Source organism: Mycobacterium sp. E2733 (genome assembly GCF_001667585.1).
GTDB lineage: Bacteria > Actinomycetota > Actinomycetes > Mycobacteriales > Mycobacteriaceae > Mycobacterium.
The window spans coordinates 1-25,039 of the sequence record NZ_LZJZ01000120.1 but is presented as its reverse complement, the minus strand read 5'-3'; the positions used below and the strand labels follow the sequence as shown (position 1 = coordinate 25,039).

The following is a 25,039-nucleotide window of genomic DNA, read 5'->3' as shown; positions in this document are numbered from 1 at the left end:
GCGGCCGGACCCAGATCACCGGCGGCGACCCGCCGTTCACCGCCGCAACTGCCAAGCAGCTGGCCAACGTCCTCAAATACGGTTCGCTGCCGCTGTCGTTCGAAGCTTCGGAGGCCCAAACCGTCTCGGCGACATTGGGATTGACCTCTCTGCGGGCGGGGCTGATCGCGGGAGCGATCGGCCTGGTTCTGGTGCTGCTCTATTCGCTGCTGTATTACCGGGTGCTGGGCCTGCTTACGGCGCTTTCGCTAATCGCTGCCGGCGCAATGATTTTCGCGATCCTGGTGATACTGGGCCGTCAGATCAACTACACCCTGGACCTTGCGGGTATCGCGGGTCTGATCATCGGTATCGGTACCACGGCGGACTCGTTCGTGGTCTTCTTCGAACGCATCAAAGACGAGATCCGCGAAGGCCGTTCGTTCAGATCGGCAGTTCCCCGAGGCTGGGTGCGGGCCCGCAAGACGATCGTGTCGGGCAACGCCGTCACCTTCCTGGCCGCCGCGGTGCTGTACGCCCTGGCGATCGGCCAGGTGAGGGGGTTCGCCTTCACGTTGGGCCTCACCACGATCCTCGACGTCGTGGTGGTGTTCCTGGTGACCTGGCCGCTGGTGTACCTGGCGTCCAAGTCGCCGACGTTGGCGAAACCCGCATACAACGGCCTGGGCGCAATACAGCAGGTCGCCCGCGAGCGCCGGGCTTCGTCGAACGTCAAGACGGGACGGGGATAGCGTGATGGCCTCCAAAGGCAAGGCCCAAACAGACGCGGCCGAAGCGACCGAGATCACCGAAGCCAGCGAAGGCGCGGTGGAGGCAACCTCCGACAGCGGCACCGCGCCGCCGCGCCACGGCTTCCTGTCCCGCCTCTACACCGGCACCGGCGCCTTCGAGGTCATCGGACGTCGCCGGTTGTGGTTCGGCATCAGCGGCGCGATCGTCGCCGTCGCCGTACTGAGCATCCTGCTGCGGGGTTTCACCTTCGGGATCGACTTCAACGGCGGCACGACGGTGTCGATGCCCGCCGCGGGCGCAGCGGGCCAGGTGCAGACGCCGCAAGTGTCCGACGTCTTCCGCAAGGCCATCGGCCGCGACCCGGAGTCGGTGGTGATCGTCGGCAACGGCGGTTCGGCCACCGTGCAGATCCGCTCCGAAACGCTGTCCAACGCCCAGACATCCGCGCTGCGCAACGCCCTGTTCGACGCGTTCCAGCCCAAGGGCGCCGACGGAAAACCGAGTAAGCAGGCCATCAGCGACGCGGCGGTCTCGGAGACCTGGGGCGATCAGATCACCGATAAGGCACTGATCGCGCTGGTGGTGTTCCTGGCGTTGGTCAGCCTGTACATCACGGTGCGATACGAGCGCTACATGGCCATCTCCGCGCTGACGACCATGGTCTTCGACCTGACCGTCACCGCAGGGGTGTACTCGCTGGTCGGTTTCGAAGTCACCCCGGCCACCGTCATCGGTTTGCTGACGATTCTCGGTTTCTCCCTTTACGACACGGTCATCGTGTTCGACAAGGTCGAGGAGAACACCCACGGGTTCCAGCACACCACCCGGCGCACCTTCGCCGAGCAGGCGAACCTCGCGATCAACCAGACGTTCATGCGCTCCATCAACACCAGCCTCATCGGGGTGTTGCCGGTCCTGGCGCTGATGGTGGTGGCGGTGTGGCTGCTGGGCGTCGGCACGCTGAAGGACCTGGCGCTGGTGCAGCTGGTCGGCATCCTGGTCGGCACCTACTCCTCGATCTTCTTCGCGACGCCGCTGCTGGTCACGCTGCGCGAGCGCACCGAACTGGTGCGCACGCACACCCGCCGCGTCTCGCGGCGCCGTAAGGCCGGCCCCGAGCCCGCGGAGGAGGCGAAGTCCACCGAGGACGAATCGGCGTCGACGGAGGCCACCACGACCGCCTCCGCGCCGCCTGACAAGCCCGCACCGAGCAAGCCGGCGCCGGGTGCGCGCCCGGTGCGGCCGACCGGGACCCGGCGTCCGAGCGGCAAGCGAAACGCCGGCCGGCGGTAGTCGCCATGGCCACCAGGTATCGCCTCACCGGGGGCGCTATCGGTTTGGCCGCAATGCTCGTGGCGGCGTTCACGCTGACGGCGTGCTCCGGCAGCACGGCCTCCCAGATCGACTATGTGGTCGACGGCCCGCTGGTCACCTACAACACCAATACCGTCGTCGGCGCCGCGTCGGCCGGGGCCCAGGCGTTCGCCCGCACGCTGGCCGGCTTCAGTTATCACGGCCCGGACGGGCAGACCGTCGCCGACCGTGACTTCGGCACCGTGTCGGTGGTGAGCGGTTCGCCGCTGGTGCTCGACTACCAGATCGCCGACAACGCCGTCTACTCCGACGGCAAGCCGGTGACCTGCGACGATCTGGTGCTGGCCTGGGCGGCCCAGTCCGGCCGGTATCCGGACTTCAACGCCGCCTCCCAGGCCGGTTACCTCGACATCGCCAACGTCGAATGCCTGCCCGGGCAGAAGAAGGCCCGGGTGTCGTTCATCCCGGACCGCAGCATCGTCGACTACAACCAGCTGTTCACCGCCACGACGCTGATGCCGTCGCACGTCATCGCCGACCAGCTGCACGTCGACGTGACCGCGGCCCTGCTGAGCAATAACGCCCAGCTTGTGCAGCAGATCGCCAAGCTGTGGAACACCATTTGGGACCTCAAGCCCGGGGTGGACCTCAAACACTTCCCGTCGTCCGGCCCATACAAGATCGAGCGCATCCTCGACGGCGGCGCGGTGGTGCTCGTCGCCAACGACCGGTGGTGGGGCCCCAAAGCGCTCACCAAGCGGATCACCGTCTGGCCTCAGGGGCCCGACATCCAGGACAGGGTCAACAACCGCAGCGTCGACGTGGTCGACGTGGCGGCGGGCTCCTCGGGAACGCTCACCATCCCGGACAACTACGACCGCGCCGATTCGCCGTCGGCCGGCATCGAGCAGCTGATCTTCGCGCCGCAGGGGCCGCTGTCGCAGCCCAAGGCCCGGCGCGCGCTCGCGCTGTGCACGCCGCGCGACACGCTCGCGCGCGACGCCGGGGTGCCGATCGCGAACTCACGGCTGAACCCGGCCGCCGACGACCCCGTGACCGCCGGTGACGGTGCCGCCGAGGCCGGCCGGTTCGGCAAGGCAGACCCGGGCGCCGCTCGCGACGCGCTCGGGGGTGCGCCGATGACAGTGCGGATCGGCTACCAGGGGCCCAACGCGCGCCTCGCGGTCAATGTCGGGGTGATCGGCAAATCCTGTGCCGCGGCAGGCATCACCGTCGTCAACGTCGCGCTGGACGCCTCCGGGCCGCAAGCGCTCAGGGACGGGAAGATCGACGTGCTCCTGGCCAGCACCGGCGGGGCCGCCGGTAGCGGGTCCACGGGATCGTCGGCGATGGACGCCTACGACCTGCACACCGGCAACGGCAACAACCTCTCGGGTTACTCGAATCCGCAGATCGACAGCGCGATCGGGGCCCTGGCGGTGTCGGAGGACCCCGCCGAGCGCGTCCGGCTGCTGGGGGAGGCGGCGCCGGTACTGTGGGGCGACATGCCCACTTTGCCCCTCTACCGGCAGCAACGGACGCTGTTGATGTCGAAGAAGATGTACGCCGTGAGCAAGAACCCCACTCGCTGGGGCGCGGGCTGGAACATGGACCGATGGGCCCTGGTCCAGTGACGAGTGTCGGTGGCGGCGCCTCGGTGACCAAGGTCATCGCGTCGCTGCTGCGCGAGGTGTCCGACTTCCCCAAGCCGGGGGTGCAGTTCAGGGACCTCACCCCGCTGTTCGCCGACCCGCAGGGGTTGGCGGCGATCACCGACGCGCTGGCCGAGATCGCGTCCGGCGCCGACCTGGTGGCCGGAATCGACGCCCGCGGGTTCCTGGCCGCCGCGGCCGTCGCCGACAGGCTGCGCACCGGCGTGCTGGCCATCCGCAAAGGCGGCAAGCTGCCGCCGCCGGTGTACACCGAGCACTACGACCTGGAGTACGGCAGCGCCGCGCTGGAGATTCCCGCGGACGGCATCGACCTGCGCGGACGCCACGTCGTGATCATCGACGACGTGCTGGCCACCGGGGGCAGCCTCGCCGCGGCGATCCGGTTGCTGGAACGCACCGGGGCCACCGTCATGGCGGCGGCGGTGATCCTCGAATTGACCGCGCTGGGGGGTCGTCAGGCCGTAGCGGGGTTGCCGCTGCACAGCTTGACTCGGCTCTAGCCCGGGCCACCGCGCGATATCCTCGAGGTCGGAGGTGACCAACGTGGCGGACGACAAGAGCGCGGCGCAGGCGCTTGACGCGCCCACCGACGTCGGCGACGCCCTGCTGGTCGGGGAGCCGGTCACGGCGCAGGCCGAGCCGCCGGATCCGCCGACCGAGTCGCTGAAAACCCCGAGCAGCGCGTCGCGCCGCGTTCGGGCCCGCTTGGCCCGGCGGATGACCGCCCAGCGCACCACGCTCAACCCGGTGCTGGAACCGCTCGTGGCGGTGCACCGGGAGATCTATCCGAAGGCCAACCTGTCGTTGCTGCAGCGCGCCTTCGAGGTCGCCGACCAGCGGCACGCCACCCAGTTGCGCCATTCCGGTGATCCGTACATCACCCACCCCCTGGCCGTCGCGAACATCCTCGCCGAATTGGGCATGGACACCACCACTTTGGTGGCCGCGCTGTTGCACGACACCATCGAGGACACCGGCTACACGCTGGAGGCTTTGAGCGAGGAGTTCGGCGAGGAGGTGGGTCACCTCGTCGACGGTGTGACCAAGCTGGATCGGGTGGTGCTGGGCACCGCCGCCGAGGGCGAGACCATCCGCAAGATGATCACCGCGATGGCCCGCGACCCTCGGGTGCTGGTGATCAAGGTCGCCGACCGGCTGCACAACATGCGCACCATGCGCTTCCTGCCGCCGGAGAAGCAGGCGCGCAAAGCCCGCGAGACGCTGGAAGTCATTGCGCCCCTTGCGCATCGATTGGGTATGGCCAGCGTCAAGTGGGAGCTCGAGGACCTCTCCTTCGCGATCTTGCACCCGAAGAAGTACGAGGAGATCGTCCGCCTGGTCGCCGGCCGCGCGCCCTCGCGGGACACCTACCTGGCCAAGGTCCGCGCCGAGATCACCAATACGCTCAACGCTTCCAAGATCAAGGCGACGGTGGAGGGTCGGCCCAAGCACTACTGGTCGATCTACCAGAAGATGATCGTCAAGGGCCGCGACTTCGACGACATCCACGACCTGGTCGGCATCCGGATCCTGTGCGACGAGATCCGCGACTGCTATGCCGCTGTAGGCGTGGTGCATTCGTTGTGGCAGCCGATGGCGGGGCGGTTCAAGGACTACATCGCCCAGCCCAGATACGGCGTCTACCAGTCGTTGCACACCACCGTCGTCGGGCCGGAGGGCAAGCCGCTCGAGGTGCAGATCCGCACCCGGGACATGCACCGCACCGCCGAGTACGGCATCGCCGCGCACTGGCGCTATAAGGAAGCCAAGGGCCGCAACGGCCTTCCGCATCCGCACGCCGCCGCCGAGATCGACGACATGGCCTGGATGCGGCAACTGCTCGACTGGCAGCGGGAGGCCGCCGACCCGGGCGAGTTCCTGGAGTCGCTGCGCTACGACCTTGCGGTGCAAGAGATTTTCGTGTTCACCCCCAAGGGCGATGTGATCACCCTGCCGAACGGGTCGACGCCGATCGACTTCGCCTACGCCGTGCACACCGAGGTCGGTCACCGCTGCATCGGCGCCCGGGTCAACGGGCGGCTGGTGGCGCTGGAACGAAAGCTGGAAAACGGGGAAGTCGTCGAGGTTTTCACGTCGAAGGCGCCCAACGCCGGCCCGTCGCGGGATTGGCAGCAGTTCGTGGTGTCGCCGCGCGCCAAGGCGAAGATCCGGCAGTGGTTCGCCAAGGAGCGGCGTGAGGAGGCGCTGGAGGCCGGCAAGGAGGCGATGGCCCGCGAGGTGCGCCGCGGCGGACTTCCGTTGCAGCGCTTGGTCAACGCCGAATCCATGGGCGCGGTGGCCCGCGAGCTGCACTACGCGGACGTGTCGGCGCTCTACACCGCGATCGGCGAGGGCCATGTGTCGGCGCGCCACGTCGTGCAACGGCTGCTCGCCGAGCTCGGCGGGATCGACCAGGCCGAAGAGGATCTCGCCGAGCGGTCCACACCGACCACCATGCTGCGGCGCCCGCGCAGCAGCGACGACGTGGGCGTCTCGGTCCCCGGCGCCCCGGGCGTGTTGTCCAAGCTGGCCAAGTGCTGCACGCCGGTACCCGGCGACCAGATCATGGGCTTCGTCACCCGCGGCGGCGGAGTGAGCGTGCACCGCACCGACTGCACCAATGCGGCGTCGCTGCAGCAGCAGTCCGAGCGCATCATCGAGGTGCACTGGGCGCCGTCGCCGTCGTCGGTGTTCCTGGTGGCCATCCAGGTCGAGGCGCTCGACCGGCACCGGCTGCTCTCCGACGTCACGCGGGTGCTGGCCGACGAGAAGGTCAACATTCTGTCGGCTTCGGTCACCACCTCCAATGACCGCGTGGCGATCAGCCGGTTCACCTTCGAGATGGGTGACCCGAAGCACCTCGGGCATCTGCTCAACGTGGTGCGCAACGTCGAAGGCGTTTTCGACGTCTACCGCGTGACGTCAGCTGCCTGAGGCTTGAAGGCCCAGCGGCGGCTGCGGCGCGTTCTAGCCGATGCGCACCCAGTGATGGTGAAAGTGGCGTTGCGCTGCCTGCCTTTAGTCGAGCAACAGCGAGGTGATGGTGACCTCGGAGGCCGGTGCGCCATCCTCACCGCCGCCGGCGACGCCGGCTTTGGCGATCTTGTCCAGCGTGGCCAGCCCGTCAGGCTGAATGGTGCCGAAGACCGTGTATTGGGGCGGCAGCTGGGAGTCCTTGTACACCATGAAGAACTGGCTGCCATTGGTCCCGGGACCGGCGTTGGCCATCGCCAGGGTGCCGCGCGGGTAGAGGACGGGCTGTTGCGCCTTCGGGTCGTTCGGCGGGTACTGGTCCGTCGGGTACTCGTTGGCGAATTGGTAGCCCGGGCCGCCGGTGCCGTCGCCCTTGGGGTCGCCGCATTGCAGGACGCCCAGGTCGGGCGAAGTGGTCAGCCGGTGGCACTTGGTGTTGTCGAAGTATCTCTGGCCCATCAGGCTCGCGAAACTGTTTACCGTGCAAGGTGATTCGTTGTTGGCGAGCATCAATCCGATGCGCCCCTGGTTGGTCACCATGCTGGCGCTCACCTGGGCCGGGTCGGTCGGCACTTTGCCGGTGCGCGGCGGCTTGACCTCCTTGGCGGCCGGTTGCGGCGACGCAGGGTATTGGCAGTTGGCGCCCAGATCCGCCGACGGCTTGAACGCCGGCAGCGGCGGAATGGACCCTGTCTGCGGAGCCGTCGCGGTAGTGCTCTCCGCGGATTCCGTGGGGGGCGAGGACGTCGTCGGCGGTGCGGCTGTAGTGCCGCCAGGGGAGGTCGACTCGGAGGTGGCGACGACGAGCACTACGGCGAGGATCGCGACCGCCGCGACACCGAAGCCGCCGAATATCAGCAGCGATAATCGGCGCCGTCGGGCTTGTTCGGCGCGCCGCTGCAGCTCTTCTTCGAGCTTGAGCTTGGCTGCCGCGCGCCGTTGCTGACTCTGTGACGGCGCTTCGGGCGGCGGGCGCCGCGCTTTCGTCGCTGAACTCTGTGCTGCTGTTGCCTTGAACGTCGGCATCTCGGGAGCGGACCCTGCTTGGGTCGGGGCTTCCCCGGGCACCTTGGATTCAGTTCTTGGGGGTGCGCTTGTCAGGGCCGCTCGGGCCGCAGCGGCGAGTTCGGCTCCGGTTTGATAGCGCTCGTTGGGATCCTTCGCCAAACCCCGGGCGATAACTGAGTCGAAGGCCGCCGGTATGTCTGCCCGGGCTTTTGATGGTTTAGGTGGGGGAGCGCTCAGGTGGCCGGCGAGCTGTTGTTCGAGGCTATCGCCGCCGTAAGGACGTCGTCCCGTCAGGCACTCGTGTAGCACGCAGGCTAGCGCGTAGATGTCGGAACGGGCGTCGGTTGTACCGCTGAACCGCTCGGGTGCCATATAGGCCAGCGTGCCAACCATGTGCCCGGTGCTGGTCATTGCGGTATCAGTCGCGCCTCGGGCGATGCCGAAGTCAATGAGGTAGGCGAAGTCGCCGTCTGTCACCAGGATGTTCGAGGGTTTGACATCACGGTGCACCAAGTCTGCACGGTGCGCGCTGTCGAGCGCGGCCGCGACTTGCGTGATGATCTCGACGGCACGCTCGGCGCTGAATCGCCCGCCTTCTTCAGTAATCAGCGTGTGAAGATCACGACCCTCCACCAAGCGCATGTCGACGTATAGCCGGCCTTCAATCTCGCCGTAGCCGTGGATGGGCACGACGTGCGGGTCGTTGAGGCTTGCCGCTACGCGCGCTTCGCGGCGAAATCGCCGCTGAAATTCAGGGTCTGAGGCCAGATGTGCGGGAAGGAGTTTGATGGCCACAATCCGCTGGGTCGACGTGTCATGGGCACGGTAGACCTCGCCCATTCCGCCGCGGCCCAGCAGATCCAGAAGTTGGTAGCGGCCGAAGGACGTTGCTGGCACTCAAGAATCTCCTCACCGCCTGCCCTCTTAGCCCGATTCCCGAACGACCATATGCTGTCGGAACGGCCGCTCGCGACGGATTCCGGTGGAAACTTTCGCCAAAAAGCGTCAGCGCGCCTAATCCGGTAGGACCGACTTAATGATGACTTCGGTGGCCGGTGCGCCCTCCTCACCGCCCCCGGCGACGCCGGCTTTGGCGATCTTGTCCAAGGTAGCTAGCCCGTCGTCTTGGATCTTGCCGAAGACGGTGTACTGGGGCTGGAGCTGGGAGTCTTTATAGACCAGGAAGAACTGGCTGCCGTTTGTGCCCGGCCCAGCGTTAGCCATCGCAACGGTACCGCGAGGGTACAACACGGGCTCTTGCGCCTTCGGGTCGTTTGGCGGGTACTGGTCGGTCGGATATTCGTTGGCGAATTGGTAGCCGGGACCCCCCGTCTTGTCGCCCTTCGGATCACCACACTGCAGGATGCCTAGGTCCGTAGAGGTGGTGAGGCGGAAGCACTTGGTGTCGTTGAAGAACCCCTGCGTGGCTAAGCTAACGAAACTATTGACCGTGCAAGGCGATTCATTATTTGCAAGTAACAGCCCAACATTGCCTTGGTTAGTCACCATGCTGATACTCACCGTCGCCTGATCGGTCGGCACTTTGCCGGTGCGCGGCGGCTTGACCTCCTTGGCGGCCGGTTGCGGCGACGCAGGGTACTGGCAGTTGGCGCCCAGATCGGCCGACGGCTTGAACGGCGGCAGCGGCGGAACGGGCGGCGTGGGTCCGGCGGGCGTCGTGGACTCCGGAGAGCTGCTGGGGGCGGCGGAGGTGCTGCTCGTCGCGGTGTTGCTCTTGTGCTCGTGCTTGGTGTTGATGACCGTGAGCACCACCGCGACGACCACGGCCACGGCCACGGCCGAGCCGGCGGCGATCAACGCGATCCGGCGCCGCTTGGCTTGCTTCGCGCGGCGCTCCAGCTGTCGTTCGAGCTTGCGCTTGGCGTTGGCACGTCGCTGTTCATTGGTCGGCACGGCCGTATGCCTCCATGGTGGTAAGTCGGGTGCCCGGCAAAAGGCGTCGGTGGCCAGCTCAGGCTAATGTGGGCGTCGCGACCGGTGTCAAGTGGGGCCCGTGGGAAACTGGGAACCGTGTTGATCACCGGATTTCCCGCCGGCATGTTGCAGTGCAACTGCTATGTGCTGGCTGAGCGGCCGGGCGCGGACGCCGTCATCGTGGATCCCGGCCAGCGGGCGATGGGCCCGCTGCGGCGCATTCTCGACGAGAACCGGCTGACCCCGGCCGCGGTGTTGCTCACGCACGGGCACATCGACCACATGTGGTCGGCGCAGAAGGTGTCCGACACCTACGGCTGCCCGACCTACATTCACCCCGAGGACCGGTTCATGCTGAAAGACCCGATCTACGGCCTGGGCCCGCGGGCGGCGCAGCTGGTGGCGGGTGCCTTCTTCCGCGAACCCAAGCAGGTGGTCGAGCTGGACCGCGACGGCGACAAGCTCGACCTGGGCAGCGTGACCGTCAACGTGGACCACACCCCCGGGCACACGCGCGGGTCGGTGGTCTTCCGGGTGGCGGGCGACAAGGATGTGGTGTTCACCGGCGACACCCTGTTCGAACGCTCGGTGGGCCGCACGGACCTGCACGGCGGCAGCGGCCGCGACCTGCTGACCTCGATCGTGGAAAAACTTCTGGTGCTCGACGACCAGACGGTCGTGCTGCCGGGCCACGGCAACGCCACCACCATCGGCGCCGAGCGGCGGTTCAATCCATTCATCGAAGGCCTGAGCCCGTGACGGAGTTCCACGCGCCCAAGGGGGTACCGGACTACGTCCCGCCGGACTCCGCGCAATTCGTGGCCGTCCGTGACGGGTTGTTGGGCGCCGCGCGCCGGGCCGGCTATGGGCACATCGAGTTGCCCATCTTCGAAGACACCGCACTGTTCGCCCGCGGCGTCGGCGAATCCACCGACGTGGTTTCCAAAGAGATGTACACGTTCGCCGACCGCGGCGACCGATCGGTCACCTTGCGGCCCGAGGGCACCGCCGGGGTGGTGCGCGCGGTGATCGAGCACGGCCTGGACCGCGGGGCGTTGCCGGTCAAACTGTGTTATGCGGGGCCGTTTTTCCGCTACGAGCGGCCACAGGCGGGCCGCTACCGGCAGCTGCAGCAGGTGGGTGTGGAGGCGATCGGCGTCGACGATCCGGCGCTGGACGCCGAGGTGATCGCCGTCGCGGACGCCGGCTTCCGCTCGCTTGGGCTGGACGGGTTCCGTTTGGAGATCACCTCGCTGGGTGACGAGACCTGCCGCCCGCAGTATCGAGAACTTCTGCAGGACTTCCTCTTTGGGCTCGATCTCGATGATGAGACGCGCAGGCGCGCCGAGATCAACCCGCTGCGGGTGCTGGACGACAAGCGACCGGCAGTGCGGGCCATGACGGCCGACGCGCCGGTGTTGCTGGACCACCTGTCCGACGTCGCCAAGCAGCACTTCGACACCGTGCTGGCCCACCTGGATGCGCTCGGCGTGCCCTACGCCATCAACCCGCGCATGGTGCGCGGACTGGACTACTACACCAAGACCACCTTCGAGTTCGTGCACGACGGTCTGGGCGCGCAATCCGGGATCGGCGGCGGCGGCCGCTACGACGGCCTGATGCACGAGCTCGGCGGACAAGACCTGTCCGGCATCGGGTTCGGGCTCGGTATCGACCGCACAATGTTGGCCCTGCGCGCCGAGGGCAAGAGCGTGGGGGAGACGACCCGCTGCGACGTCTTCGGCGTGCCGCTCAGCGAGCAGGCCAAGCTCCAGTTGGCGGTGCTGGCCGCGCAGCTGCGCGCCGCCGGCGTTCGCGTCGACATGGCCTATGGTGACCGCGGCCTCAAGGGCGCCATGCGCGCGGCCGACCGTTCCGGCGCCCGCATCGCCCTGGTCTTGGGCGAGCGCGATATCGAGGCCGGGACGGTCGGCGTCAAGGATCTCAGCACGGGGGATCAGGCGGCCGTCCCCGTGAATTCGGTTGTGGCCGAAGTCCTCTCAAAACTAGACCGGTAGCGCGCCCGGCGGGCATCGTCGTCGTATTATTTTTTGCTCGGAATCACGATAACGACGATCAAGGTGAGGATAGAGAAGAACAGCCCCAGAATTCCCCAACCCAACGGATTGCGGCCCTTCATCATTGCGATGATTGCGCAGATAATTGCGGCGATAACGCTGCCGATTGCGACAAAGATTCCCTTGATGCCGCGGAGGATAAAGCCGGCCGCGACAGGGTCCGAACTCGCCAGAATCACCGAGTGCAACATGACAGGTCCTTTCGTGAGGGGCCCTCAGGTCATACCCACCCGAATGCGCGATAAAACCGCAAGCCGCGTTATCGGCGGCTGCCGGAAAATGAAAAGTTATCCGCGCGGATAACCGCGCCGGACCGTACGATCGAGTATTCCCAAGGTCGCCCGCAACGCACCCTCGGACAGAATCGGGAAAATTCCGGCTTCCCGCCACTTGGGGTCGATGTTCGACCAGTCGTAGAACGAGGTAACCACCGTCGCCGAGCCGTCTTCGCTCGGCTGGAGCCGGTACCCGTAGACATGGCCGATAGGTGGCTGAATTTGGCCCAGAACGGTCCAGGCGATCCGGCGATCCTGTTCGAATTCTGTGATGTCGACAGTGACGTCGTACTTGCCGAATTGCGGAAAGTCGTTCAATGACTCGCGATCCATGTGCACGACGAAGCGGTCGCCGACACCGCATACCGGCTCGCCGTCCGCGCTTTGAAGCATTCCCGACGAGTCGATCGCGACGTGCCCCTGCGGGTCGCACAGCACGGCGAAGATGTCCGGCGCCGGTGAAGCGATGGTGCGCTGAGTTTCGATGCGTTCGGTCATAGCTGCCTCGCAGGCGGGGTGGATACGACAGGGATCGCCGCTTACTCTACGACCCGCGAATTCGCCCTCGCCGGCGCTCGGTTTCGCCGCAACGCCCGGTGAGCCCGCCGCGATGCTTGACTCGTTGTCGAACTAATGTTCGAATAGGTTATGCGCTGGGCGGATCAGGCCGTCGCGGTCAACGGGCAGCCCGTCGAGGACGGGGCGCTGCCGGGGCTTCAGCGGATCGGCTTTGTCCGAAGCGTCCGCGCCCCGCAGTTCGACGGCATCACCTTTCACGAGGTGCTGTGCAAGTCCGCGCTCAACAAGGTGCCGGACGCTTCCTCGCTGCCCTTCCGGTACACCGTCAACGGCTACCGCGGCTGCTCGCACGCCTGCCGCTATTGCTTTGCCCGGCCGACGCACGAATACCTGGACTTCAACAGCGGCAACGACTTCGACAGCCAGGTCATCGTCAAGACCAACGTCGTCGAGGTGCTGCGCCGCGAGTTGCGCCGGCCGTCGTGGCGGCGCGAGACCGTCGCGCTGGGCACCAACACCGACCCTTACCAGCGGGCGGAGGGGCGCTACGCGCTGATGCCCGGCATCATCGCCGCGCTCGCCGAATCCGGCACACCGCTGTCGATCCTCACGAAGGGCACGCTGCTGCGGCGCGACCTGCCGTTGATCGCCGCTGCGGCGCACCACGTTCCGCTGTCGGTCGCGGTGTCGCTGGCGGTCGGTGACGCCGACCTGCACCGCGACGTCGAGCCCGGCACGCCCACACCGCAGGCGCGGCTGGGCCTGATCGCCGCGATCCGGGAAGCCGGCCTGGATTGTCATGTGATGGTGGCGCCGGTGCTGCCGTACCTGACCGACTCGAAAGAGCACCTCGATCGACTGCTCGGTCAGATCGCGGCGGCGGGTGCCACCGGAGTGACGGTTTTCGGCCTGCACCTGCGCGGCTCGACCCGCGGCTGGTTCATGTCCTGGCTGGCCCGATCGCATCCCGAGCTGGTGGGTCGCTATCGCGAGTTGTACCGGCGCGGGGCCTATTTGCCGCCCGGCTACCGCGAGGTATTGCGGGGGCGGGCCGCGCCGCTGATCGCGAAGTACCGGCTGGGTGGCGAGCACCGCTCGTTCCGCCAGCCCGTCGCGGCGATGCAGGCGGAGCCGGAACCCCTTCAGGCGACGCTGTTTTGACCTAGGCCGGTTTGTCGCGGCGCGGCTTGGTCAGCGTGAACCGGTCCACCTCGGTGACCGCGCCGAACGGTCCGCTCAGCGCGTAGTGCGTGGCTTTGATCGACGTGTTGCCGCCGGGGTTACCGGGGTCCACCTCGAAGGCCGCGAAGCCGTAGGGGTTGTCCCGGTCGCGGAAGGCGGACCACGGTGCGTCCTCCAGGACGTAGATCGGCGCCTTGCGCCCGAGCCCCGGATCGAACGCGCCGACTCCGGTCAACACGCGGCAGCGCGGCTCGGGAAAGAAGAACCCGTTCGTGGGCGCCGACGTGCCGCCGCCGCCGATGACGAGGTGCACCGTTCCCTTGGTGGCGTCGATGACGTCGCCGCGGGTGTCGACCGGCAGCGGCGTTCGGGTGTCGGTCTGCAGCGTGCCGCGCACCGGGTGCGACCGCTCGTAGTGGTGTTCGTGGCCGCACACCACCAGGTCGACCTGGTACTCGTCGAACAACGGGAGCCATTCCTCGCGGATCCCCAGGTCGGCGCCGTTGGCCTTGTCCGCGGTGGAGATCGCGGTCTGGTGCATGCACACGACTATCCAATCGATGTCCGAATCGCGCCGCGCGGCGGCGAGTTCGGCCGCCAGCCAACGCTTTTGCTCCCCGCCAGAGTAGCCGTGCACATAGAAGTTGCCGCCGTCCTGAAACGCCACGTCGTCGTTGTTCAGGCTGATCACCCGCACCGAGCCGGCCGTGAACGAATACCACAACCCGCGGGTCTCGGGGCTGGATCCCGAATCGGGCACCGCGAAGTACGCCTGATAGGCGCCGTAACCGATTGGGCCGTTGCCCAATTCGTTTTCGTGGTTGCCCGCCGCGGGCATCCAGGGCCGATAGCGCGCCGATCGCGTGTTGTTCTCGAACCACGCCGACCAGGTGCGGATGCGATCTTGCGCGAGGTTGGCATAGCACAGGTCGCCGTTGACGAGGTTGAACAGCGGCGCCATCCGCTCGACCGCCAGGGTGGTGTCGGCGGACGCGGGCGATCCGATGTTGTCGGTCCCGTACGTGCCGTCGGGCATCTTCTCCAGAGTCGGCGTGGACTGATCGCCGAAGCTGGTGAAGCGAAAGGGCTTTCGCTCCGACGGGGCGGTCCGGATGGTGCCCATCTCCGGCTGCGCGCCGTCGTGCACCGCCGCGTACACGTAGTCGGTGTCCGGGGTCAGGTTCGTCAGGCGGGCGTGGTTCACGCGAACCTCGGTGTTCGACTTTGCGTCGCGATAGGTGCGGGTTTCGGCCGCCACCGTGTGCCCGGGGCCCGACGTCGGCGTGCCGAACACGACGCGCGGATTCCGGACGGCGTCCACCGTGTGCCAGGACACCACCACCTCGGAGCCTGCATGCCGACCGAATTGCAGGTGCAGTCCCGTCACCGGCGGAGCGCCGTTGCGGCTCGGCTGATACCAGAGGGCGGGCGCGCTGGGGTGGGACCACAGCAGGGCCGCTCCGCCGCCCACACCCGCCCCGAGCGCGGCCGAGACCGCGCTGGTCGTCAACAACCTGCGGCGGCTGATGCCGGGGGCGGGCTCAGGGCCGCCCGGGTGTGCGGGATCGTTGACCACTCCTGCTTCATACCCGAGCGGGGTGAACGTCCGCGCAACGGGCGCCCGCCGGGCTCCAGCAAACCCGACCGCCGTTTCCGGGCGTGACCCCGTAACGAATTGGGTAGCGTTTTCGATATGACGAACGTGCGAATAGTGACCACGGGGGTCGCGGTGGCGACGTTTGCGGCAGCCGCAGCGCTGGCCGTCACGCCCGCGACCTCATCTGCGGACCCTGCCGGCCACCAGGTGACCTACACCATCACCGCGACCGGCAACCTCACCGGCAACGTCCGCTACATGAACAGCGATCCGCCCAGCCAGGCGGCCTTCAACGCCAACTCGTCGCAGTACTTGAACAGCGTGCAGACGGCGTTCACCGCGGGGCAGCCGCTCGTGTACAACACGACCCTGGCCGACCCGAATCAGTGGGCGTTCGTGAACGCGAGCGGCGGGTGTCACTGGCCGGACTGCGATTCGTCGAACACTCCGCAGATTCAGTGCCAGATCGCCGTCGACGGCCAGGTCGTGGTGACGCAAAGCGCCACCACCGGGGTCACCTGTTCGACGCGGCCCTGGTAGTCAAGCGACCGGTCACCCGGCCCGAGATTCGCCGGTAGCGAACACCGGGCCGTCGACGCGGCTCATCGGCGCACCCGCAACGCGAGGTAGTACTCGTGCCGCCGGGTGTTGTCGACGGTGTAGCTCACCGCCTTCGTCACGCCGTCGTGGTCGGACTCCAACCAGCGTTCGGTGTGTTGCCGGCTGAATTCGGTCCATGACGGCACGGTGAACCTCTCCAAGACCGTGTCGGGATGTTCGAGGCTGTGATACAGCCCCCAGCTATGGCCTCCTGTTCGCAACCGCGAGCGCCTGACCGCGCTCATCGCCGCGACGAAGTCTTGGAGGGTGTCCGTCACGACGCGGTAGCGGACCGTCACCAGCACGGGTCCGTCGTTCGGGCACGGCTCGAACACGACCATCGGTGACGGCCATGCCCGCGAAATGTCGCGGCTGAGCTTCCCGGTTTCCGCCCGCAACCCGAGCGGGACGACGCTGACGGCGGTGACGGCAAGCAACACCGCCGACAACGTCAGCGCCACGCCCAGTCCTTCCCGCGTGGCGACCAGACCCCAGAGATACGCGCCGACCGCCTGCGATCCCGTGAAGACCAGCAGGTACATCGCCAACCCGCGGGCCCGGACCCAGCGCGGCAGATGAAGCTGCGCCGCGGCGTTCAGCGTAGTCAGGGTGATCAGCCAGGTCATCCCCGACAACACCAGGAAGGGCACCGACACGGCGAACGGCAGCCGTACCACCGCGAGCGTGGCGGCGGCGTACGCGGCCGCGCACGCCGCCAGTAGCGAGTTGGGCGGCAGTTTCTGGCGTAATGGCGCGGGGACCGCGACGGCAAGCACCGCGCCACAACCGATGGCGCCAAGCGCCGCACCGTAGCCACTGGCTCCCAAGTGCCATGTGCGGTCGGCGATCACCGGCAAGAGAGCCAACAGGGCCGAGGCGGGGAACACGAAAAGGGCGGCGCGCAGCAGGATCCTGCGAAAGATCGGGCCGTTGACCGCGTAGGCCAACCCGGTGAGGATCGCCTGGCCGAGGTGTTCTCGTTCGACGGGGGCGATCTGTTTGGGTCGTCGCCACGCCGCCAGGGCGATGATGATGCCCACGAACGAGATCGCGTTGATCGCGAAGACCGCCGCCGGACCAACCATCGCGAGCACGACGCCGCCGATGGCGGGTCCGACCACTCGGGCGATGTTCACCGAGACGCTGGCCAACGTCGCGGCGGCCGTGATCTGTTCGCGCGGAACGACCTCGGGCTGAATCGCCTGCCAGGCCGGCGCCGTCAGCGCGGAGGCGGCGCCGATGGCCAACGTGAACAGCAGCAGCGCCGTCGGGGTGAGGCGGCCGAAGTAGGTCAGTCCCGCCAGCACCAGCGCCACCACCACCGCATACGACTGCAGGACCATCAGCAAGCGCCGCTGGTCGAACACGTCGGCGAGCGCGCCGGCGAACAATCCCAACAGGAGCGTCGGCCCCAGACTCGCGGTCTGGACCAGTGCCACGATGGTGGGGCTGCTGTGACCTTCCACCAGAAACCATTGCGCCGCCACGCTTTGCATCCAGGTACCGACGTTGGAGACGAACTGCGCGATGAACAAGGCGCGGAAAACCTGATTGCGCAATGGCGTCCAGACCGACACCTCCGCAGTGTCGGTGCGCTCCTGCGTAATATCCGACATTCACGCCTTTCGCGTCGTGCGGCGGGGTAGAAGTCTAAGACACCCACCCGACGCGTGCATGGCGGATCGGCGTCAAAGCCGGGTCCGGGCCCCGGGCTCGTGCGCGACGACGACGACCTCGGCCGGTTGGGCGCCGACGCTTCGGATCGTGTGGCTGACCGTTGCGTCGAAGTAGGCGCTGTCGCCGGCGTCCAGCGTGAATGTCTGGTCGCCGTAATCGAGTTCGACACGGCCGGCGTGCACGAACATGAATTCCTGTCCGCCATGCTCGGGGTGCGGATCGTCGGCCGGCCCTTCGGTCGGGTGAACCACGAACGGCGACATGGACTTTCCGAGCAGCGGCGACGCGAGCACCCGATAGCGCTGACCGTCGGCGCCCTCGGACGCCCGGTCGACGGCGATCTTCTCCTGGGCCGCCTCGTCGGAGAACAACCGCCCCACGTCGACGTCGAGAGCCTTGGCCACCTTGAGGGCCACCGCGATCGACGGGGTGCTCTGCCGGCGTTCGATCTTGGACAGGTAGCTCTTGGTCAACCCGGTCTGTTCGGCCAGCGCCTCGAGGGTGAGCCCGCGTTGGGTGCGGACCGCGCGCAGCAGTGCTGTCACTGACCATGCCTCCGATGACACAACGTTTCCTATGCTGTTACATTGTGTCATATGGCCCGCACGTTCACCGACTCCAAGACCGAACTGATGCGTCGCGCCGCCGAGCAGCTGACGGCCAACCTCGCCGAATCCCGGCTGACCACCCGGCAGAAGCTCGCGCTGACCTGTCGGGCGTTGTTCGACGCCGGGCACGACTCGGGGCTGGCCGGGCAGATCACCGCCCGGGCCGACGCCGACGGCACCTACTACACCCAGCGGCTTGGCCTCGGGTTCGACGAGATCACCGACGCCAACCTGCTGTTGGTGGACGAGGATCTCAACGTCCTCGATGGTGATGGAATGCCCAACCCCGCCAATCGTTTTCACAGCTGGATCTATCGCGCCCGGCCCGACGTGCAATGCATCGTGCACACCCACCCATTCCACGTGGCCGCGCTGTCGATGCTGGAAGTGCCGCTGGTCGTCTCCCACATGGACACCACGCCGCTCTACGACGACTGCGCCTTCCTCGCCGAATGGCCGGGTGTGCCGGTCGGCAACGAGGAGGGGGAGATCATCACCGCGGCCCTCGGCGACAAGAAGGCGGTGCTGCTGGCGCACCACGGCCAGGTGGTGGCCGGCGCCAGCATCGAAGAAGCGTGTTCGTTGTCCGTGCTGATCGAGCGCGCCGCCAAGTTGCAGCTGGCCGCCATGGCCGCCGGCACCGTCAAAGAGCTGCCCGAGACACTGGCCCGCGAGGCCCACGACTGGACGCTGTCGCCCCAGCGCAGCCGCGCCAACTTCGCCTACTACGCCCGGCGGGCCCTGACCCGGCATCCGGATGTGCTCACCGATTAAGGCCCTGCCCAACGATATTCGAGGAGTTCGCCCGTGCCCGACATCCACGGCATCATCGCCTATCCGGTGACCCCGTTCGCCGGCGAAGGCATCAATACCGCACGGCTGGCCGCGCTGGTCGATCGGCTGGTCTCCTCCGGCGTCCACGCGATCGCGCCGCTGGGGAGCACGGGCGAACTGGCTTATCTTGACGAACCCGAATTCGACGCCGTGGTCGACACCACCATCGCCACGGTCGACCGCCGGGTACCGGTGATCGTCGGCGTCTCAGATGTGACCACCGCCAAGACCATTCGGCGTGCCCAATACGCCCAGCGGGCCGGCGCCGATGCGGTGATGGTCCTGCCGGTGTCCTACTGGAAGCTCAGCGAGCGCGAGATCGTCCAGCACTACCGCAGCATCGGCGACGCCATCTCCATCCCGATCATGGCGTACAACAACCCGGCCACCAGCGGCGTCGACATGCCCCCCGAACTGCTGGTCCGCATGTTCGAGACCATCGACAACGTCACCATGGTCAAGGAATCCACCGGCGACCTGACCCGGATGCGGCGCCTCGACGAGCTGTCCGGCGGCCGGCTGCCGTTCTACAACGGCAGCAACCCGCTGGTGCTCGAGGCCCTCAAAGCCGGCGCCTCCGGATGGTGCACGGCCGCACCGAATCTGCGGCCACAGCCCTGCATCGACCTGTACGAGGCGGTGCGCGCGGGCGACCTGGACAAGGCTCAGGCCCTCTACGACGACCTCAAGCCGCTGCTGCAGTTCATCGTCGCCGGGGGACTGGCCACCACCGTCAAGGCCGGCCTGGACCTGCTGGACTTTCCGGTCGGCGACCCGCGTCCGCCGCTGCTGCCGCTCGACGAGGAGGGCCGCGCCGAGCTGAAGGAACTGCTCGCCGGCTAGCTCGCCGCCGCCGTTGGGGCTAGCCCAAATTCGGGGCGGAGAAGGTGTCGCACTGCTTCGGGTCGCCCGTCTGGTAGCCCACGGTGAACCAATGCTGCCGCTGCTCCGACGAACCGTGCGTCCACGACTCGGGGTTGACCCGTCCGGTCGCTTCCTTCTGGATGCGGTCGTCGCCCACCGACGCCGCGGCCGAGAGGGCGTCCTGGATGTCCTGGTCGCTCAAGGGCTGCAGGTAGGGCACGCCGGTGCTCTCCTGCTTGACGGTCGACGCGTAGTGCGCCCAGATGCCCGCGTAGCAGTCCGCCTGTAATTCCGTGCGCACGCCGTTGCCGCCGGCGCCCTTCGCCCCCTGCTGGGAGCGGCCCAGGACGCCCTGCAGTTGCTGCACGTGGTGGCCGTATTCGTGGGCGACCACGTACTCCTGCGCGAACGGTCCACCGCTGGAACCGAATTTGTCGACGAGCTCCTGAAAGAAGTCGGTGTCGAAATACGCGGTCTGGTCCACCGGGCAGTAGAACGGCCCCACCGCGGTGGTGGCCGGCCCACAGCCGGTGTCCACCGAACCGCTGAACAGCCGCACGTGCGGGCGGCTGTAGCCCCGCATCAGCTGTTTCCACACCGCGTCCACGGAGTTGCCGGTGGCGACCACGCGGCACTGCACGTACTTGTTGGCGTCGGCCCCGGTCTTGCACTGGCTCAGGTCGAATCCGGGCGCCGAGTAGCCGCTGGTGTTCCCCTGCTGGTTCAGCACGCGCCCCGGATCCACGCCCAGTAGCAGCGCCCCGACCAGGATGAGCAGGCCCAGGCCGCCGCCCCCGATCGCCATCCCCATGCCGCCCCCACCCGACGAGGACGCGGTGCTGGTGTCGATCTGCATTCCCTCGTTGAAGCTCATGGCACGCTCCTAGTGTTGCTGGGTCGCGGAGTATCGGGCGTCGGTGTAGCTGCGCAGGTTGCGCAGGAATCGGCGGAGCCCCAGATTCAGCAGCGGCCCCACCACGTACATCGCCAGCCGGGCCGGGCCCGCGGGCTTCTGCGCCATGGTCCACGTCAACCGGCAACCGCCCGGGATGACCTCGACCCGGTAATCCTCGGCGAACGCGGCGACGGCCTGCGTCGAGCACTCATTGAACCGAAAAGCCATGTGGCTGAACGGCTCCCAGGCCAGGAACTCCTCGTTGCCGACCATCCCGCCGCGCATCTCGACGACGCGGGTGGTGCCCACGCCGCGCGGCTCGGGACTGGTCCAAGTCACCTTGGTGATCACGCTCGCCCAGCGCGGCCACGACTCGGCGTCGGCGAGCACCTCGAACAGCTGCTCGGGCGTGATCGCGAGGTCGACGCTGTTGCGGAACACGAAAGGCGCGCTGTCGATGAAGCTCAGGTCGACGTGCTCGCAGGGGAACATGGAATTAATCTAGCCGGGGCCGTCGCTCGCCGCGGCCAGTAACGGCACCACCACGTCGCTGATCGGCGTCGGCAGGCCGTGAGCGCGCGCTTTGCGGATGATCACCCCGTTGCGGATGTCCCATTCCATTCGCCGGTGATTCTCCCGGTCGGCCAGGATCGAGGTGCTCATGTCCTCGGGTACGTGACGGAACATCTCGGCCAGCTCGTCCACGATGCCGTCGGGCAGCCGGGCGCCCTCGGCCCGCGCGACGGCCAGGCATTCGGCTACGTACCGGCGCGACAGTTCGGTGACGTCGTCGCGGCGAAACATGCCGGACCGCCGCCCGGACAGTGCCATGAACCCGGCCAGCGCGTTGGTGAGCAGCTTGCGCCAGGCCGCGGTGATGAAGTCGGGGTCGCACTCGACGCGGCATCCGGCGCCGCGCAGCAGCTCGGCGAGCGTCTCCGGCGACGGTCCGCTGGGCAACACCAGGGCGGCCTCGGTGCGCAGCCGGACCCATCCTTCGGGCTGCGTCTCGGCCGAATACCACACGATCCCGGGGACCACCGGCGACGACGGGCAATGCGGCTGCACCTGCTCGACCTGCTCCACACCGTTCTGCAGCACGGCCACGATCGTGTGCGGGCCGCAGAGGCGGGCCAGCCACCCGGCGGCGGCGTCGTTCTGGGTGGCCTTGACCGCCAACACCACCACGTCGACGGGGCCGCCGGCCTCGTCGGGATCGGTATGCACCGGACCGGGCACCACGATCGGATCCGCGCCGTCGGGCCGCAATTCGATGCTGTCGCGGGGAGTGCGGCCGCACACCTGCACCGCGTGCCCGGCCTTGTGCAGCAGCGCGGCGATCGTCGTGCCGACGGCGCCGGGTCCGACTAGTGCGATGGTGGTGGCAATAGGTCCGAAAGTACCTCCTCTAGACTGGTCACTCGTCCAAAGCCCGCTGAAAGAGGAGTGTTTGTGCTGCGCAGCCATGCCGCCGGTTCGCTGAGAAGCAGCGACGCCGGGCAGCAGGTGACGCTCGCGGGCTGGGTGGCTCGCCGCCGCGACCACGGCGGCGTCATCTTCATCGACCTGCGCGACGCCTCCGGTATTGCGCAGGTGGTGTTTCGCAACGCGGAGGTGCTGGCCCAGGCGCACCGGTTGCGCGCCGAGTTCTGCGTCGCGGTGACCGGTGTCGTCGAGATCCGCCCGGAGGGCAACGCCAATCCCGAGATCGCCACCGGCGACATTGAGGTCAACGCCGCCGCCCTGACCGTGCTCGGCGACAGCGCGCCGCTGCCGTTCCAGCTCGACGAGCCCGCCGGCGAAGAGCTGCGGCTGAAGTACCGCTACCTCGACCTGCGCCGCGACGGACCTGCCGCGGCACTTCGCCTGCGCTCCAACGTGAACGCCGCCGCCCGTGCGGTGCTGGCGCGCCACGAGTTCGTCGAGATCGAGACGCCGACGATCACTCGCTCGACGCCCGAAGGCGCGCGCGACTTCCTGGTGCCGGCCAGGCTGCACCCCGGCTCGTTCTATGCGCTGCCGCAGAGCCCGCAGTTGTTCAAGCAGTTGCTGATGGTGGCCGGGATGGAGCGCTACTACCAGATCGCCCGCTGCTACCGCGACGAGGATTTCCGCGCCGACCGTCAGCCCGAGTTCACCCAGCTCGACATGGAGATGAGCTTCGTCGATGCCGAGGACATCATCGCGATCTCCGAGGAGATCCTGACCGCGCTCTGGGCGTTGATCGGATACCGGGTCCCAACGCCGATCCCGCGGATCACCTACGCGGACGCGATGCGACGGTTCGGCTCCGACAAACCGGACATGCGGTTCGGTCTGGAGCTTGTCGAGTGCACAGAGTTCTTCTCCAGCACCACATTTCGCGTTTTCCAGGCGCCGTACGTCGGTGCGGTGGTGATGCCGGGCGGGGCTTCGCAGCCGCGGCGCACGCTGGACGGCTGGCAGGAGTGGGCCAAGCAGCGCGGGCACCGCGGGCTGGCCTACGTGCTGGTCGGTGACGAGTCTTCCGGGGGCGCGCTCGGCGGCCCGGTGGCCAAGAACCTCAGCGACACCGAACGGGACGGGTTGGCCGCGCACGTCGGGGCGAAGCCGGGGGACTGCATCTTCTTCTCGGCCGGGCCGCCGAAGTCGTCGCGCGCCTTGTTGGGCGCCGCCCGCGGGGAAATCGCCAGCCGGTTGGACATGATCGACCCGGATGCGTGGGCGTTCGTCTGGGTGGTGGACCCGCCGCTGTTCGAGCCCGCCGACGAGGCGACCGCGGCCGGTGACGTGGCCGTCGGCTCCGGCGCCTGGACCGCGGTGCATCACGCGTTCACCTCACCCAAACCCGAGTACGAGGACGTGGTCGACACCGACCCCGGCCGCGTGCTGGCCGACGCCTACGACATCGTCTGCAACGGCAACGAGATCGGCGGAGGCTCGATCCGTATCCATCGCCGCGACATCCAGGAACGGGTGTTCGCCGTGATGGGCCTGGACCGGGCCGAGGCGGAGGAAAAGTTCGGATTCCTGTTGGAGGCATTCACCTTTGGCGCGCCGCCACACGGCGGGATCGCCTTCGGCTGGGACCGCATCAACGCGCTGCTGTCGCGGGTGGACTCGATCCGCGAGGTGATCGCGTTCCCGAAGACCGGCGGCGGCGTCGACCCGCTCACCGATGCGCCCGCGCCGATCACCGCCCAGCAGCGCAAGGAGTCCGGAATAGACGCCAAGCCGGAGCCCGGCTAACGCCCTGACTTGCGCAGACGGCGCGTTCAGGTGCTTGTGGTCCGCAGCCGGTCCGCAGGAGCCCGCGCTGCACCTACGGTCTCGGCCAGGGCCGCAGACGGGCCGTTTTGTACGGCAGGTAGAGCGGGTTGCTCGGTAGAAATCCGGAACGGTGATGGCCCGCCCTCTAGTCGCCGGTGCGCGCAAACTTGTGGTTGAAATCGGTGCCCTTGACATCGCAGGCGCCGGTCTGTTCCTGGTGGCCGTACCCGGTCAGCGCCGTGATCGGATCTTGCGATGGCCGCGGCAGCGGATACGCCGAGGTGATTTTCGTGTGCCCCGTGCCGCCGCCCGGACACGGATTGTCCCACTCGAGGTCCTCGCTCCACGCCGCGCCGGCGAACACCAGCGGCACAGTGGCGTCGGGGTTGTGGAAATAGCTCATGCACCGATCGCCGCTGCGCAGACAGTCCGTGCGGACCGCGAAGTCGTAGTCCTGTTGTCGGCTCCCGTCCGCGAAAATTCTCGTCAGGTGGTAGTGGCCGTGCAGCGCTTCGGCCGGCGACACCACCCGCGGCGGCTGGCCGGCCGGGTCGGGCAGGCTGGTGACGTCGACGTCGCCGGTGCGGGTGAAGCTCACGGCCCGCTTGTTTCCGCACTGAGTGCTGGCCGTCGAGCTGTAGTCGCCGGACAGGCTGCCGTCAGGCTGGGGTTGCAGCGTGAACACCTCCCAGCGTTCGGCGGGAGCGTTGTGGCAGGTTCCGGAGCCGAGGCCGACGGCCAGCCAGCGCCCGCCGACCTCGTCGAACACCAACGTCGACACGTCCAGGGTGTCGCCGTTTCGGCGTGCCGCGGTGGCCACGCACCCGCCCGGGCGGCACACCGAGCGCAGGCCCCAGGTTTCCGTCTTCGGCACCGCACCCTCGAACGGTTTCCCCTCGACAGTGGTCTCCGGGTCGAAGTTGGCGGTGTAGATACCGGTGAACGCGGCGGTCGCCTTGTGGTGGTGGGAGGCGTTGACGGCGGCGAAGACACCGCCCGCGATGAGTACCGCGATCGCGAGCAGCG

At 67.7% G+C, this 25,039-nt stretch carries 22 protein-coding genes and 2 pseudogenes; 12 read left to right on the top strand and 12 right to left on the bottom strand.

What is annotated here, in order from left to right; genetic code table 11:
• The 5 genes from secD to A5678_RS21705 all read left to right on the top strand — a co-directional run.
• Nucleotides 1-731, top strand: a 731-nt coding sequence (gene secD / locus A5678_RS21725; protein WP_068046589.1) for a protein translocase subunit SecD, incomplete at its 5' end; no start/stop codon positions are given.
• Nucleotides 732-735: 4 nt separating this feature from the next.
• A complete protein-coding gene (gene secF / locus A5678_RS21720; RefSeq protein ID WP_068046602.1) occupies nucleotides 736-2,025 on the top strand; it encodes a protein translocase subunit SecF in 1,290 nt (429 codons plus the stop codon).
• A 5-nt stretch (nucleotides 2,026-2,030) separates the two neighbouring features.
• Complete coding sequence (locus A5678_RS21715) at nucleotides 2,031-3,680, top strand: ABC transporter substrate-binding protein (RefSeq protein ID WP_068046586.1); 1,650 nt, start codon at nucleotides 2,031-2,033, stop codon at nucleotides 3,678-3,680.
• The gene (locus A5678_RS21710) at nucleotides 3,662-4,219 is read left to right on the top strand and encodes an adenine phosphoribosyltransferase (RefSeq protein ID WP_068046583.1); all 558 of its coding nucleotides are present in this window, start codon (nucleotides 3,662-3,664) and stop codon (nucleotides 4,217-4,219) included. The genes A5678_RS21715 and A5678_RS21710 overlap by 19 nt, the downstream gene beginning before the upstream one ends.
• Nucleotides 4,220-4,262: 43 nt before the next feature.
• On the top strand, nucleotides 4,263-6,653 hold the full coding sequence (locus A5678_RS21705; RefSeq protein ID WP_068046599.1) for a bifunctional (p)ppGpp synthetase/guanosine-3',5'-bis(diphosphate) 3'-pyrophosphohydrolase: 2,391 nt from the start codon (nucleotides 4,263-4,265) through the stop codon (nucleotides 6,651-6,653).
• An 84-nt stretch (nucleotides 6,654-6,737) separates the two neighbouring features.
• On the opposite strand, the gene A5678_RS28060 is transcribed toward A5678_RS21705, so the two are convergent.
• The 3 genes and pseudogenes from A5678_RS28060 to A5678_RS21690 all read right to left on the bottom strand — a co-directional run bounded on the left by A5678_RS28060 (nucleotide 6,738) and on the right by A5678_RS21690 (nucleotide 9,614).
• Nucleotides 6,738-7,595: a peptidylprolyl isomerase gene (locus A5678_RS28060; RefSeq protein WP_068046596.1), complete on the bottom strand. Its 858-nt coding sequence runs from the start codon at nucleotides 7,593-7,595 to the stop codon at nucleotides 6,738-6,740.
• A gap of 246 nt (nucleotides 7,596-7,841) precedes the next feature.
• A pseudogene (locus A5678_RS28055) lies at nucleotides 7,842-8,597 on the bottom strand (serine/threonine-protein kinase); the annotation flags it as partial.
• A gap of 117 nt (nucleotides 8,598-8,714) precedes the next feature.
• On the bottom strand, nucleotides 8,715-9,614 hold the full coding sequence (locus A5678_RS21690) for a peptidylprolyl isomerase (RefSeq protein WP_068046580.1): 900 nt from the start codon (nucleotides 9,612-9,614) through the stop codon (nucleotides 8,715-8,717).
• A gap of 117 nt (nucleotides 9,615-9,731) precedes the next feature.
• Between A5678_RS21690 and A5678_RS21685 the strand changes: the two genes are divergently transcribed.
• A complete protein-coding gene (locus A5678_RS21685) occupies nucleotides 9,732-10,394 on the top strand; it encodes an MBL fold metallo-hydrolase (RefSeq protein WP_068046576.1) in 663 nt (220 codons plus the stop codon).
• Complete coding sequence (hisS, locus tag A5678_RS21680) at nucleotides 10,391-11,653, top strand: histidine--tRNA ligase (RefSeq protein WP_068046573.1); 1,263 nt, start codon at nucleotides 10,391-10,393, stop codon at nucleotides 11,651-11,653. Before A5678_RS21685 ends, hisS begins: the two co-directional genes overlap by 4 nt.
• A 26-nt stretch (nucleotides 11,654-11,679) precedes the next feature.
• Here hisS and A5678_RS21675 read toward each other — a convergent pair whose 3' ends face one another.
• Both A5678_RS21675 and A5678_RS21670 read right to left on the bottom strand, forming a co-directional pair.
• Nucleotides 11,680-11,904, bottom strand: a complete 225-nt coding sequence (locus tag A5678_RS21675; protein WP_068046570.1) for a deoxyribodipyrimidine photolyase — start codon at nucleotides 11,902-11,904, stop codon at nucleotides 11,680-11,682.
• 96 nt (nucleotides 11,905-12,000) lie between these two features.
• On the bottom strand, nucleotides 12,001-12,486 hold the full coding sequence (locus A5678_RS21670; protein WP_068046567.1) for a polyketide cyclase: 486 nt from the start codon (nucleotides 12,484-12,486) through the stop codon (nucleotides 12,001-12,003).
• Between the two features lie 150 nt (nucleotides 12,487-12,636).
• On the opposite strand from A5678_RS21670, the gene A5678_RS21665 reads away from it, so the two are divergent.
• Nucleotides 12,637-13,668: an Rv2578c family radical SAM protein gene (locus A5678_RS21665; RefSeq protein ID WP_068046564.1), complete on the top strand. Its 1,032-nt coding sequence runs from the start codon at nucleotides 12,637-12,639 to the stop codon at nucleotides 13,666-13,668.
• A gap of 1 nt (nucleotide 13,669) precedes the next feature.
• Here A5678_RS21665 and A5678_RS21660 read toward each other — a convergent pair whose 3' ends face one another.
• Nucleotides 13,670-15,265: a metallophosphoesterase family protein gene (locus tag A5678_RS21660; RefSeq protein ID WP_068046561.1), complete on the bottom strand. Its 1,596-nt coding sequence runs from the start codon at nucleotides 15,263-15,265 to the stop codon at nucleotides 13,670-13,672.
• A gap of 117 nt (nucleotides 15,266-15,382) precedes the next feature.
• On the opposite strand from A5678_RS21660, the gene A5678_RS21655 reads away from it, so the two are divergent.
• A complete protein-coding gene (locus A5678_RS21655; protein WP_068046558.1) occupies nucleotides 15,383-15,826 on the top strand; it encodes a hypothetical protein in 444 nt (147 codons plus the stop codon).
• Nucleotides 15,827-15,888: 62 nt separating this feature from the next.
• On the opposite strand, the gene A5678_RS21650 is transcribed toward A5678_RS21655, so the two are convergent.
• Together A5678_RS21650 and A5678_RS21645 are read right to left on the bottom strand one after the other, a co-directional pair.
• Nucleotides 15,889-17,502 carry an MFS transporter gene (locus tag A5678_RS21650; protein ID WP_068046554.1) on the bottom strand — a complete coding sequence of 538 codons (1,614 nt, stop codon included), beginning with the start codon at nucleotides 17,500-17,502 and terminating at the stop codon, nucleotides 15,889-15,891.
• 72 nt (nucleotides 17,503-17,574) lie between these two features.
• Nucleotides 17,575-18,108, bottom strand: coding sequence for a helix-turn-helix domain-containing protein (locus A5678_RS21645; RefSeq protein ID WP_068046551.1), 534 nt, complete (start codon nucleotides 18,106-18,108; stop codon nucleotides 17,575-17,577).
• A gap of 51 nt (nucleotides 18,109-18,159) precedes the next feature.
• On the opposite strand from A5678_RS21645, the gene A5678_RS21640 reads away from it, so the two are divergent.
• On the top strand, nucleotides 18,160-18,945 hold the full coding sequence (locus tag A5678_RS21640) for an aldolase (protein WP_068046548.1): 786 nt from the start codon (nucleotides 18,160-18,162) through the stop codon (nucleotides 18,943-18,945).
• Nucleotides 18,946-18,978: 33 nt separating this feature from the next.
• Nucleotides 18,979-19,848 carry a dihydrodipicolinate synthase family protein gene (locus A5678_RS21635; protein WP_068046544.1) on the top strand — a complete coding sequence of 290 codons (870 nt, stop codon included), beginning with the start codon at nucleotides 18,979-18,981 and terminating at the stop codon, nucleotides 19,846-19,848.
• Between the two features lie 19 nt (nucleotides 19,849-19,867).
• Here the strand turns inward: A5678_RS21635 and A5678_RS21630 are convergent, their stop codons facing one another.
• Genes A5678_RS21630 through A5678_RS21620 form a run of 3 tightly spaced genes read right to left on the bottom strand, consistent with a single transcriptional unit; the run spans nucleotide 19,868 to nucleotide 22,153 of the window.
• On the bottom strand, nucleotides 19,868-20,743 hold the full coding sequence (locus A5678_RS21630) for a neutral zinc metallopeptidase (RefSeq protein ID WP_068046541.1): 876 nt from the start codon (nucleotides 20,741-20,743) through the stop codon (nucleotides 19,868-19,870).
• Between the two features lie 9 nt (nucleotides 20,744-20,752).
• Nucleotides 20,753-21,256: an SRPBCC family protein gene (locus A5678_RS21625; protein ID WP_068046537.1), complete on the bottom strand. Its 504-nt coding sequence runs from the start codon at nucleotides 21,254-21,256 to the stop codon at nucleotides 20,753-20,755.
• A gap of 9 nt (nucleotides 21,257-21,265) precedes the next feature.
• Nucleotides 21,266-22,153: an oxidoreductase gene (locus tag A5678_RS21620; RefSeq protein ID WP_197502218.1), complete on the bottom strand. Its 888-nt coding sequence runs from the start codon at nucleotides 22,151-22,153 to the stop codon at nucleotides 21,266-21,268.
• 57 nt (nucleotides 22,154-22,210) lie between these two features.
• On the opposite strand from A5678_RS21620, the gene aspS reads away from it, so the two are divergent.
• Nucleotides 22,211-23,992: an aspartate--tRNA ligase gene (gene aspS, locus A5678_RS21615; RefSeq protein WP_156747026.1), complete on the top strand. Its 1,782-nt coding sequence runs from the start codon at nucleotides 22,211-22,213 to the stop codon at nucleotides 23,990-23,992.
• Nucleotides 23,993-24,158: 166 nt separating this feature from the next.
• On the opposite strand, the pseudogene A5678_RS27660 reads toward aspS, so the two are convergent.
• Nucleotides 24,159-25,039: pseudogene (locus tag A5678_RS27660) on the bottom strand (serine/threonine protein kinase); the annotation flags it as partial.